Source organism: Mesorhizobium sp. ESP6-5 (genome assembly GCF_020164695.1).
Classification (GTDB): Bacteria; Pseudomonadota; Alphaproteobacteria; order Rhizobiales; family Rhizobiaceae; genus Mesorhizobium; species Mesorhizobium australicum.
Genome location: NZ_JAIUGR010000027.1, coordinates 1 through 11881, shown reverse-complemented (window position 1 = coordinate 11881; position 11881 = coordinate 1). Strand labels below are relative to the sequence as shown.

At 58.3% G+C, this 11881-nt stretch carries 9 protein-coding genes and 1 pseudogene; 7 read left to right on the top strand and 3 right to left on the bottom strand.

Going from position 1 to position 11881, the window contains the following annotated elements; genetic code table 11:
* The first annotated feature begins 878 nt into the window (after positions 1-878).
* The 5 genes from LB524_RS28965 (at position 879) to LB524_RS28665 (ending at position 5888) form a co-directional block, all read left to right on the top strand.
* Positions 879-1013, top strand: a complete 135-nt coding sequence (locus LB524_RS28965) for a hypothetical protein (RefSeq protein ID WP_263486861.1) — start codon at positions 879-881, stop codon at positions 1011-1013.
* Positions 1014-1062: 49 nt separating this feature from the next.
* Complete coding sequence (locus LB524_RS28680) at positions 1063-1263, top strand: hypothetical protein (protein ID WP_224531721.1); 201 nt, start codon at positions 1063-1065, stop codon at positions 1261-1263.
* A gap of 226 nt (positions 1264-1489) precedes the next feature.
* A complete protein-coding gene (locus LB524_RS28675; RefSeq protein WP_224531719.1) occupies positions 1490-3748 on the top strand; it encodes a hypothetical protein in 2259 nt (752 codons plus the stop codon).
* A gap of 232 nt (positions 3749-3980) precedes the next feature.
* Entirely contained in the window at positions 3981-4919 is a 939-nt protein-coding gene (locus LB524_RS28670; RefSeq protein ID WP_224531723.1) for a substrate-binding domain-containing protein, read from the top strand.
* Between the two features lie 48 nt (positions 4920-4967).
* The gene (locus tag LB524_RS28665) at positions 4968-5888 is read left to right on the top strand and encodes a hypothetical protein (RefSeq protein WP_224531716.1); all 921 of its coding nucleotides are present in this window, start codon (positions 4968-4970) and stop codon (positions 5886-5888) included.
* 6 nt (positions 5889-5894) lie between these two features.
* On the opposite strand, the gene LB524_RS28660 is transcribed toward LB524_RS28665, so the two are convergent.
* Both LB524_RS28660 and LB524_RS28655 read right to left on the bottom strand, forming a co-directional pair.
* Entirely contained in the window at positions 5895-6239 is a 345-nt protein-coding gene (locus LB524_RS28660) for a LysE family translocator (protein WP_263486858.1), read from the bottom strand.
* Between the two features lie 630 nt (positions 6240-6869).
* Complete coding sequence (locus LB524_RS28655; RefSeq protein ID WP_224531709.1) at positions 6870-9758, bottom strand: peptidoglycan-binding domain-containing protein; 2889 nt, start codon at positions 9756-9758, stop codon at positions 6870-6872.
* Between the two features lie 735 nt (positions 9759-10493).
* On the opposite strand from LB524_RS28655, the gene LB524_RS28650 reads away from it, so the two are divergent.
* Positions 10494-11006 carry a hypothetical protein gene (locus LB524_RS28650; protein ID WP_224531707.1) on the top strand — a complete coding sequence of 171 codons (513 nt, stop codon included), beginning with the start codon at positions 10494-10496 and terminating at the stop codon, positions 11004-11006.
* A 314-nt stretch (positions 11007-11320) separates the two neighbouring features.
* Complete coding sequence (locus LB524_RS28645) at positions 11321-11623, top strand: hypothetical protein (protein ID WP_224531705.1); 303 nt, start codon at positions 11321-11323, stop codon at positions 11621-11623.
* Here LB524_RS28645 and LB524_RS28640 read toward each other — a convergent pair.
* Positions 11610-11808: pseudogene (locus tag LB524_RS28640) on the bottom strand (transposase domain-containing protein); the annotation flags it as partial. The gene LB524_RS28645 and the pseudogene LB524_RS28640 overlap by 14 nt on opposite strands.
* Positions 11809-11881: the final 73 nt, after the last annotated feature.

The window sequence follows — 11881 nt, the reverse complement described above, 5'->3', positions numbered from 1 at the left end:
TGAGCATACCTCGGTCGTTGGGTGCAGCAAGCTCCTCAGCTAACTTTCAATACCTGCGGTGTTCGCCGGACGGGTACACTTATTGGGCTGCTCAAGGTGCAGCGTTACAATCGGGGCGAGTCCTCGGGGCGCCTGGGCGACACGCGCGCATTTTCCGACCGAACACTGATGTTTTCGCTTGATGCTCAGGGTCGGATCTGGGCGCCGCGCGCCTTGTCTCGTGTTGCGCGCCGAGCGATCGCTAGCATCGATCCAAACTATCGGCGCGAGCTCCACGCACTGTTCAAGGCCTTCGCCATGCTTCCATAGCCCGCGCGCGGGACTCCCGGACCAACCCACTGATTGGAGCGATCAAGGCATACCCGACCTCGAAACGCAAAAACCGTCCCGGTTAGACCGGGACGGTTATTGATTTATGATAGAATTGGTTGCGGGGACTGGCTGCAACCGTTGCTTTCGCCCCATCAGTCGAACGAAGTTGTAGCGCCGCTTGACACTATCCGCCCTAGCGACTCGACGTCCGATAGAATTCAAACGGTTCAAGTCGGTCATGGTTCAAGCGATCGGACAGCTTGCAGCCCGCCAGGAGGATCGCAAGGACTCTTCGCCACGTTGAGTGCTGTGGCCGGTAGCGGCTTGCAATAAAAACAAACACTTGCCTTTAAAAGCGGGTTAAATAGCTTCACGCCTTTCGCCACGCTGAGCGTCCTCCTGTGCAGCATACCTATGTCACAAAGCTATCACCGGGCCCATGAAGATGAAGGACGAGACTGTGGACTATTTGCTGTCTCGCCTGCCGCAAGTTTCATCAATAGAATTTTAGCTTGAACTAAATTTCGAAAAGGATCAATACTAACCATATACGGGAGGGTCAGGTGATGGACTTCATCGAGCGAATGTTTGGCATATCACCCGACGGCGGTTCCGGCTCATTCGAGGCAGCTCTGATCATGATTCCCATCGTGGTCGCGGGTCTTGTGCTGGTGGCATGGAAGCGCGCAAAGTCCGGCTGAGGCGCCTTTCGAATAGACCATTGGCCACTCCAGCGACAGGAGGTCCGCCATGTCCGACAAGGGTTCGAAGGATTCAAAAGGCGATCCCGGCAAGGCGCGCGACGACGACAAGCCGGGGAAGAGCAAGCCTCAGCCGTTGCGCCAACAGGGCGAGCATCAAGTGCCACTGCATCCGATGCCTCCCCCGCCGAGCGAAGAGCGGTCCATCCACCAGCGCCGACCGCTGCCGCCGGTTCCAGAAAAGAAGTGAAAGCTTGATCGAATAGGACCAGCAGAAGCACAGCAGCTTACCGAATGCGCCCGCGAGATTAAGAGCCGCCGAATGGAGGGACGAGATGGCCAAGTCAAGCAGCAGCCGCGAAGGCTCAGGCAGAGGCGCGCGTAGGGCTGCGGCCGCTCGATCGCCGGTTCAGGCCGTTGCACTACTTGATACCCCGCCCGCGATCGAGCGGCCGAAGCGGATTCACCCCCGGCATTTGCTGCCGCTGATCGCGGAAGGCATCGAGCGCGACGTTCACAGCGTATCCAAGGAGGTCCGGCTGGCGCCTGCGTTCATGGCGGCGCGCGCCGCAGGCGACGAGATAGCGCTGTCGCGCAACACAGAGCTGACTGGCCCGGCGACCAACAGCACCGCATCCAACGTCGGCGAGCCAAGCTGCGCGGTCAACGGCGACATCGTGCTCTACACCGGCAACTGGTACGCAGCGGTTTCTTCCGACGGCGGCGCGACTTTCCAATACATGGATCCGGAAAGTGCATTCCCGTTGCCAAGCCCCAACATCCGGTTCTGCTGCGACCAGGTCGTCCAGTACGTGCCTGAGCTGGATATGTTCGTGTGGCTGCTGCAGTACGGTCCTGAGTCAGGCGATAATATCCAGCGGCTGGCCTTTGCCAAATCCGCCGATGTCGCAAAAGGCCGCTGGAAGGTATTCGACATAACCACCAGCATGCTCGGCGTACCCGGCGCCTTCCTCGACTTTCCCGACCTCGCCATCGGCCAGAACTATCTCTACATGACGACGAACATCTTCAGGGCCAACGACGTCGGCTCGGCGGTCGTGCGCATCAGCTTGGCCAGCATCCGTGCCGGCAGCCCAACAGAAACCCATTTCGTCTCGATGGAGCTGCAGAGCTTCCGCGTCGCGCAGAACACCGGGAACGTCGGCTATTTCGCAGCCCACCAGGACACAAGCACGCTCGCGGTCTTTGCCTGGCCGGAGAATGCGGCGGCTCCCACCAAGACGCAGGTTGCGGTGGCGCGCTGGCTGGGTGGCAACGGCTACATCTCGCGGACGCCGGACGACCGCAGATGGCTGGATCGTGCCGACCCCCGCATCACCGGCGCCACGCGTTCTGGCAACGAGTTGTGGTTTGCTTGGAGTGTCGATGCCAGATCCAACCGAAGGGCGCGTCCCTTCATCCAGATCGCCAGGATCGGCCTTCCCGGCTTTGCGCTGATCGACAACGTCAACGTGTTTGATCCCAACGCCGCCACCTGCTACGGCGCGCTGTCGACCAACGCGGACGGAGAGATCGGCATCTCCTACATGGTCGGCGGTCCTCAACAGTTCCCAAGCCATGTCGTGGGGATCCTGACCGGTTCCGAAAAACACTTGATCGTTGCCAATGGCGAGCGCAGCCCGATCGGCGATCCCTCGACCGGTAAGGGGGAATGGGGTGACTATCTGGCCGTGCGGCCCGTGCATCCTGGCGGTAAGCTATTTGCGGCCACCGGCTACACGATGAAGGGCCTGGGCAACGGCTCGAACCGCGACGTAACCCCGCGCTTCGTAACATTCGGACGCGCGCGTAATGGCGCGGGCGGCCTGGGCATCCCACCGGTGCCGCCTCCGCCGCCGCCGGCGCTGCCGCCTTCAGGGATCGACGACCTCAAAGCGCCGTTCGGCGACGTCAACACACTCGCCACGGTGCCGACGGCGGTCGCGGTCGCGGTCAAGTCGGCGTGCGCCGCCGAGGGGCAACAGGCCATGCCGGCCGACCAGGAGATGGTGATCGGACTGAAAATGGTCACCAAGCCTGGCGTGGAGCGCTGGTCAATCAAGACCGGCACCGATCGCGACGTGGCACTTGTCGGCAAGAATGTGATCGGCGGCAAGAAGCTCGCCACCGGCATCGTTGAGACGACGATCGAGGAGCTCAACCTGATCGGCCGGCCAGCGGACATGCGTCCGCCGACCATCCTCTTCCCGAGCTACCAGGAACGCCGGCGCGGGCCGGTGGAGTTCACCGTGTGGCGCATCGAATGCGTCGTAATTGGCGTCAAGCTCGAGAAGGACGGCGACTATCACTTGGTCCTGCAAGGGGCGAGCAGCAAGATGATGGTTGGCGAAGTGCCAACGCCGCGTCCGCCGTTTATCGACGAAGCCGCGCCGTGGCTGCAGAACATCAAGGACGTCAGGCAGGCCGTTGACGACAAGCTGATCGCGCCGCTGTCGCCGCACGACTTCGTGCAGCTCAACGATACGCTGGTACCGCGCGACGCTGTCAGCGACGATCAATTCCTGCTGCAGCCGATGGCGTTGGAAAGGCTGCCGGTCTCGTTCCGCACGCCGCTGGACGGAGCCCTGGAGATGCCGACCTTTGAGGCGAAAGTAAAGCCGACCGCGGCGCGCATTACCGGCGTCGGATTCTTCGACCGCATCCATGGCGCCACCGGTACTTCGCCGCTGAACGGCATCGAGTTGCACCCGATCCTGAAGATCGAGTGGCTGTAGTCGAAGGGGCTAGGGCGGTACGATGGACCTCTCCTTAGCTGACCAAAAATACTCTTCTGTGACTAGCTAATTAAATTCGGCGTGACATCGCATCTCGGAGTCTAACATGCGCCTTTTCTCGATAATTATTTTCGCGACGACGACGCTCTTGTTTACCGGAGTCTTGGCACTGGCGGATGAAACTTGCCCCTGCCCCGATCCGGAGGCTTCCGAATGTCCTACTCCTCAAGGGATGAACGGCGGCACAATTGGGCTGATCATGAGGACAGACAACAATCCGTTCTCCATCAAGATACGGGAGGGTGCTGAATGCCCTGCTAAGGAACTGGGGCTTAAACTCGTCACCGCTTCCGGCAAGTTCGACAGCGACAATGACAGTCAGGTGGCGGCGATCGAAAACATGATTTCGGCGGGCGCTAAAGGCATTGCGATCGTGCCGAGCGACCCGAAGGCAATCATACCGACCATAAAGAAAGCGCGTGATGCTGGCGTAAAGGTTGTAGTGCTCGATACGCCGCTCGATCCGATGGATGCTGCGGACGCAACCTTTGCGACCGACAACCGTAGGGCTGGTATGCTGATCGGCCAATGGGCAGCGAAGACTCTAGGCAACAAAGCGACAGACGCCAAGATCGTATTTCTTGATCTCTCGACGAACCAGCCGACGGTTGATTACCTGGGTGACCAAGGCTTCATGCAGGGCTTCGGGATCGACGTGAAGGATCCCAACAAATACGGCGACGAGGACGACCAACGCATTTGCGGCCACGAGATCAGCTATGGCGACCAGGAGAATGGTCGCAAGGCAATGGAACACGCGCTGCAGAGCTGCCCCGATGTGAACTTGGTGTACACTATCAACGAAGCGGCAGCGGCCGGTGCCTGGGAAGCGCTGAAGGCGGTCGGCAAGGGTGACGGTAGCGTCGTGATAGTTTCGATCGGCGGCGGCTGCTCCGGCGTGAAGAACGTTCAGGCCGGCGTGATCGGCGCGACCAGCCAGCAATACCCTCGGAAGATGGGCGCGATGGCCATATATGCAATCGCATCGCGTACGTGGCCCCGAATTGTCTCCGACTTCGTTGACACCGGCGCGCAGCTCATCACCGACAACCCGGTCGAAGGTGTCGAATCCATCGACACTGCCACGGCGGCCAAGCTCTGTTGGGGATAGCGGCACGCCGCAAATCTTTGCGCAACGCCTTGAAGAAGGGATGGACCTATGGGCGGACGTCAGTTGAGGAGGTCGAGATCAATATCGCTCCGCGATCTGGAGAGGCTGCTTTTCGTCCTCCTGTTAATCGGAATCGTCGTAGCAGTATTGGTACTTATATTTACGGGCCAAGAGATAACTCCCGGAAACGAAGGACTCTACCGATTTACTTTTGCAATTGCTGCTGCACTGATAGCGTTCACCCTGGGCGGAGCTGTGGGCTTGAGCTGGAATTTCGGTGGAGTTGCTATAAGAGCTGGAGGCGCAATCGCCGCCTTTATTATTATGATTATGTGGGCCCCTGACCTCTTGAGTAAAGTGGGCATACCGAGAATCGAGTTAGCCGCCGTCAACAGCGTTGATTTCAGGTCCGTCGTGGATCCGAAAACGGCAGATTGGGAGGCTTCCGATGTAGCAATTACGCTGGAGAGTGTTTCATTCGCGAGCGTGACCCCTACTGACCTCCCAGCCCATTTGACTAGCGAGACTATCAACTTGGCGTGGGGCAATCAGCGCTACATATTTAAGCCAGCATGGATTGTAGACCTTCGAAAGCATTCGTCCGGGAGCGGATGGCTAGGAGAGAAGGGAAACTGGGAGCCTGGAGTGATCGAACCGAACGGTCTCCTGAATCGAAGCGTAATGTTTGTTCCTTATCCTAGAGCTAGCTTATCTTGGGACAAGTTCATTCTTGCTATGGAAGCTGACAGCCTAAAAGATGACGTTGAAATTGGTTATCAGGCCTTGGTATCAGGTTACACGCTAACGTGGAAATGCAAGCTGCCGATAGCAGCAATTAAGATACAACTCGCCAAGGCGCGCCTGAGCCGCAAGGGTCTGCTGCCCCGATATTTCGAGCCCACCTGGGTGGTCGACGGGATGGCGCGAGCTTACCTCGGATCAGTTCTTTCGATGCCACTTACCGCTTAACGACTTTCAACGTTTGCGTTCTCGACAAAGTGCCGTCCATAGCAGAAGAGTGCTTCCGCCTCCGAGCGGATCTACGAACTGGGGCAGGAATGCCACCATGAAGGTCATCGGCCAAGGATTCCTCAGATTGGCAAACATGCCTTCTCGCATCGCCTCAATGGGCGTTAGCGGAGCCTTCTCCAGCCTGGTGAGTGTATCCGCAGAGGTCAGGATCATCCGCAGGCCAAGCCAAACAAGGTAGGCTGCCCCACCCCATTGGAGGAGCGAAAAAGCGAGCGGCGACGCGAGTAAGAGTGAAGCGACGCCAATTGCTATGAGAGGTAGTTGAACGGCGCCAGCTCCAGCCGTCATGCCGACCACCGTCAAAAAAGCTATGATGCGCCCCTGTCCAATGCCGCGCCCATCACAAGCATGCTGTCTGGCCCCGGTGGCACCTGGAGGGCGATGACCGTGCCAACGAACACTATCCATAGGCTGGGGTTGATGGGGCTACTCCTAGTCTAGAGCGGAAGTCCTAAGGTGGAGATATGGCGTCACCGCATCTCGTCAACTTCGGCCGCCTAGCCGCTCAAGGCGCAATCTCCAGCCTTGAAACGCAAAAACCGCCCCGGTTAGACCGGGACGGTAATTGAATTATGATAGAATTGGTTGCGGGGACGCGCTTAGGTAGGTCGCGATCGCCCACGGCTCGATAGGCCAACTGCTCCTCACGTGCACCCGAGGGGGGGGGCACTGCTTGAACCACAGTCGTGCGCACATCGCACATAGATCCTATCAATGAAGATGCGCGCCATGCCACCTAATTTCGATCGATCGTCGGCGACGTTACCGACTATGCAGAGCGCCGATAGCGAAGCGCGAGACCGCTACATCGCGAGACCACTATCGAAGAAGCACTCTTCCGACGAGCAAGCCCTCGTCGCACATGAACCTCGTGACGACGCCCACCACTGCCGAACGAGATGCTGAAAGCATGTCGCACTAATTGACGACCCAAAGACTTTTGAGCTCGTGTCCGACGGCCCAATGGGCGGATGCGTCGGTGTCATTGCACCTGGACTCGTAGGGGTCGCGGACCATCTGGAATTCGCCGTCGACTACCACGCCAAATAGGAAGCACTCGTCCTTGTACTGTCCGCGCTCTGCGCTCGCCATCTTGACGGTTGCCTTCACGACAATACCGTCAAGGCTCCGGCCCTTCCAGTTGACGGTGCCGTAGTCCTGGATCTCGGAGGCCACATCCGTGGGCTTCCAGTTGTCTTGCGAAAGGCCGGCATTCCACTTTGCAAAATCAGGGAACAGTGTCTCCATGCTGATCCTGGAAGACGGGCTGGCGTTATCCGCCGCACCAAGGACAGTCCGCTTTAGGCTATCGGAGAAGAGGTTCAGCAGTGCCGTCGCGGCAGGCCCGTTCTTCCGTCGCAGATCAGCCTGGCGGGCTGCCTTCGAGTTTCTTTCGTCTAGCTCGCGCTGGGCCGCGATTTTCTTTTCCTCGTCTGCCGCCACGCGCTTCTCCTCCGCGGCTTTGGTAACTTCCTGCTTGGCTGCATCCAGCCTGGCCGCGGTACTGACCACTTCGTTTTTATCGAGCCAAACCGGGGCGAAAACAAACTGTATGCCGTCGCGCGCGAGCGCTTCCGAGGTCGCCTTCAGGTCGGCGGCAGATGCATATAGAGCGCGGCACTGTTCGTGCTGCACGTCCTCGTAGGCCTTGTCGATGGATGGATACGAGACGGTGCTTCCTAACATGCCTGCGAAACCAGCTATCTTGCTGATGGTCGCCTCGTGCACGGCTGCGTTGCCGTCGACGACGGTGCAAATCCGGTCCGACGAACTAGTCAGCAGGATGCCGCCATATCCCTCACGCGTTCTGGTGGAGACTTCTTGTGCGATCTTCAAGGCCAGCGCCTGGTCTGACTCCATCCGGGCCTTGATGTCTTCGAAGCGGATAGGATCGAACACGCGGATCGTCTTGGCCTCCATCGCCTCAAGGTAAGCGGCCTGAAGCGTTGGCGGGGCCTCCAGGAAGGTCTTCCGCCGGACAAGGAAGAGGTCGGCGCTTTCGAGGTCATTCGCCCCGCAGTCCAACCTGACGTTTATTGCCTTGCCGCCCATCGGATCGATGACTTCGAGGAGTGCCTTTTCCAAGGCGGACGTCCTCTGTAAGCCGAGCATGCAGATCCACGCTTGGTCCTTCGTCAGGGAAAACTGGCCGGATATCGTGCGCAGGAGGGAAGGCGCCTTCGGGCCTGCGTTGTAGAGAACTATTACCTGTTCTAGCGGGCCGCTGAGGAGCGCCTTGTTTAGTTCGGTGACCGCATAAGTTGCGCTGTTGTTCTCCTGGCCCGCGCTGTTGACCGACTGGCTGTCAGCGGCCTTGCCTCTATCCAGTTCTCCCGCCAGGGCCTGCCGTGCGATCATCCCCCGCACGCCCTCTCTTGCATCGGCGAGGGTGTCCAGGTCGTTGGTCTCGGAAACTTCGTCGAGCGCCTTCACTTCCTGGACGACCTCGGGAAGCTTGGCCGACGTCAGATGGCTGCTCATCCAGTGCTTGAGGGACTGTTGGTCGGCCTGCAGGTCGGCGAAGATTTCAGCCTTCTGCTTTTCAAACGCCTGGGCACGCTCCTTGTCTCGCGATCCCGAAAACTCGGGGTAGCCGGGTATGGCCATGAGCAAATTGGCTAAACGGAGGGTGGAGTCGTTCAATGCATCAACAGAAACGGTCTGGACCTGAGCATTCAGCGCAGCCGCTTGGCCAGCAATCTCGACCAGGTTCGAGGTCTGCGGGTTCAATTTCAAGAAAGTCTCGGCATCCGACAGCAAGTTCGTCGCGGAGGCTCTCGCCGCCTTCAGCTTGCGGGCCTGCGACTTGTCGAACGAGGCTTTGTCAGCAAAGCCCTTCTGCTTGGCGTCGCGATATGCAGCGGGATCGGAAAACCCCGATGCGCGATACGCTACAAACTCGGCCTTGGTCTCAATGCCAAGCTGGACGGCCGTTCGATACTCGTTGGCTGCAGTGAATCCTGCGGTCTGGGCACTTTGGAATTCGTCGCGGTTGCGAAAGCCGGCTGACACAGCAACCTCGTACTCGCGCTGCGTCGCGAATCCCAGACTCTTCGCCTGTGCGAATTCGCTCGCCGAGGTGAAGCCGCCGGACCTTCCGTCGTTGTAGCTCTGCGCGTCCGTGTAGCCGATAGCCCGGGCAGCGTTTCGTTCCTGGTCGCTGTGGAAGCCATCACCGGCGTTCCGCTCGATCTCTGCCAGGCTGTAGTCTGTGAGCAGTTCGCCGGCCTGGAGGTCGAAGCGCGCAAGGTATGCCCTGAAAGCCTTCACTGTCGTGGGGCCAATCAGGCCGTCCACCGGCCCGGAATATAGCCCGAGCCTGGTCATGGCGGCCTGGAGCCTTTGGACGACGCGCAAAAAGTTCGGCTGCGTTATGAAATCGAACGAGCCCCCCCTTTGATAGGACATCCAAACCAGCCCGTCCAAACCATCCCCGCGTGAGAGATACGAGTCCCGAGGGATGATGTGCAGTTCCTTCAGCGTTGCCAAGTTCGACTTCGCCTTGTCCTGGTACAGCGTCCCGGCGACGACAGCAAACACTGCGTTGCGGCTGTGTACGACCAGGGTCGGCCCCAGTGTCGGCGCATAGGATTGCGCAAGGGCGATGGCTTCTCCTTCACTAGGCCGGCTCGATACAACGAGCCAAAATGCATTCGACTGTGGAGGCCTGAAACCCATCGGCCGGGTCATTTGCTGGCCGTTCTGGATGATCTGGATAAAATCGAAGAGCGATGAAGCCGAACTTATAGCCGGCAAAGATGCAGCCGCCAACAAGGCAGCAACGCCCACACTGCACACACGACGCATGGTAATCCCCTACACAACCCCAGAAGCCATATTCACGAATCCTATGGGGTGCGCAAGCAGTACCGACTGCCCTGACTTTTTATGCTTACCGGACGATCGCGACTATGGATGTGCGCCCTCGTTTGCTTTTTCAGGCGGAATGCTTCCGATCCGATGATGCGGCCGGCTTTCAGTCTCGTGGATCCTGTTGAAATGGCCGTCACTAGAGAAGCACGCAATACCGGCAATCTCGCGAACGCCAGCTTCCAGACCTTCGGCTGATTGTTGATTGTTCGCAATGACGGGGCAAAGCTGTCGTTCAAAACTTGGTCCTTGGGAGTTCGTGCTGGCGCACTGTCGGGTGCGCGTGCCAGAGGTTGATGCCTCCAAAGCAGTCCAACCGCCGAATCTAGCACTGCGCTTTTATCCATAAGTACCCGCAATTAGGGCTGAGGAGCGACCCAAAAAGCTTGGAAAGGTTCAGGAATCTCAGCCAAAAAGCGTGTTCATGCCCCGGAGTCTTCGTTCATAAATCGCGGCTATATAGCCAAGTCGACTTTCTCGAAGGGAAGGATCGACTTTGCGAAATGGCAAAAATACAATCGTTATCGTCGTTGTTGCGGCTCTCGCCGTCTGGTTCCTAGGGCCAAGATTGCTTGGATTTAGGAGTTGGGAATGGCACCAGAAACTTGTACTTGAAGTGGATACCCCCATGGACTGGTATCAGGGGGAAGCACCATCTCTGCTGGCGTAAGCATGGATCCGAAATGGATACCGATTACCGCCGGTGGCGTGCATAGCACGATCAGGGGAGAGTCATCATTCGTGGAGGTCTTGCCGGGAAAATATCTCGTTTCGATACTCAGCGATCATGAAACCGAGCGCGCGATGGTTTCTTTCCACTTCAAGGCGAGCACCACCAGCGCTCAGATCTTTGGTCAACTGGACACCAAGCACGGGACAGGTTTCGTTCCGTATACTGACTATCCGGTACTGGTCACTTTTGGCGATCTTTCCAACCCCAGGTCGGTAAAAGAGGTCGATCCCCATAATCTCGAGGCGACTTTTGGACCGGGTGTATCCCTAAGGCGCATCGCGCTTGAGGTCACCAACGAACGGGTGACAGACGGTCCCATCGAAAAAATCTTGAAGTGGTTGCCTAACTATTGCGGAGTTCGTTTCGACCGGGCTCAATTTGAGGCCCTGTCTGCCTCGAACAGGCTCGTCAATCAGTTAAGCTCCGGGGCGTTCAAAGTCCCTTGCCGGTGAAGTCATCCCATCGCGGACCCTGGCTCGGCTAAATTGGTCTTGGCTCGACGCCACGTTCCCCACAAATTGGACACCGCAGCGGACAACAAGGGGCACGGATGCCGCAGCGAACGTCCGCAATGGAGCGGTCAATATCATCGGCAAAGAGTGGGCAAGCGCTGTTTGGCACCACCGGCAGCGCGACACGATCGGGATGGCGCGGCGAGTTTGGACATAGCGGGCCTGAGCGTATACGCGCTTCTGCGCCAGTAGAGACCTTGACCGGCAGCATAAATGAAGTGCAGTAGTTGTAGGGGACGTGGGGGGATAAAACAGTGACAATCGGCACCACCACTCTAAGTGTTATTACGGCGGTAGCACTAAATGCTAGTTTGCCCATGTCAGCAAACGCTGACGCCAAATCGGCCGCGTATGAAGGCGGATATATAATGGCGGCTTTTGGTTCGTGTCCTGTTACGGCCATATTTGGCTCTATGAGCAAATTTATCAAATACCAGGGCTCAAAAGATTATAATCGCGGCTTTGCCGCCTTCGAGTCCGCCTTTAAAAAAGGCCCTCGACCAAGCAAGTTATGCTTCGATGCAGCGCGTGAAAGCGGTTTCTTCAGCGTGCGCTAGGCACCAGGGACAGGGCGTGGTGTTTTTCAGGCCGCGGCCCTGGTCTCGGTAGCCGGATGTAAGCCCACGGCAGGAGATCGTCGATCCGGCTATTGGGATTGCCGTTGACGATCCGAGTGAGGACGTCAGCGAGGTAGCAGCGGCTCGATGTTGTTCAGCTTGCGGCTTTCCACGAGCGATGGTACCCGTCCGGCGAACACCGCAGGTATTGAAAGTTAGCTGAGGAGCTTGCTGCACCCAACGACCGAGGTATGCTCA

Coding starts and splice junctions, on each gene's coding strand:
- LB524_RS28680 (WP_224531721.1), top strand. CDS start 1,063: ATGTCCGACAAGGGTTCGAAGGATTCAAAAGGCGATCCCGGCAAGGCG.
- LB524_RS28965 (WP_263486861.1), top strand. CDS start 879: ATGGACTTCATCGAGCGAATGTTTGGCATATCACCCGACGGCGGTTCC.
- LB524_RS28650 (WP_224531707.1), top strand. CDS start 10,494: ATGGATCCGAAATGGATACCGATTACCGCCGGTGGCGTGCATAGCACG.
- LB524_RS28670 (WP_224531723.1), top strand. CDS start 3,981: ATGAACGGCGGCACAATTGGGCTGATCATGAGGACAGACAACAATCCG.
- LB524_RS28655 (WP_224531709.1), bottom strand. CDS start 9,758: ATGCGTCGTGTGTGCAGTGTGGGCGTTGCTGCCTTGTTGGCGGCTGCA.
- LB524_RS28665 (WP_224531716.1), top strand. CDS start 4,968: ATGGGCGGACGTCAGTTGAGGAGGTCGAGATCAATATCGCTCCGCGAT.
- LB524_RS28660 (WP_263486858.1), bottom strand. CDS start 6,239: ATGACGGCTGGAGCTGGCGCCGTTCAACTACCTCTCATAGCAATTGGC.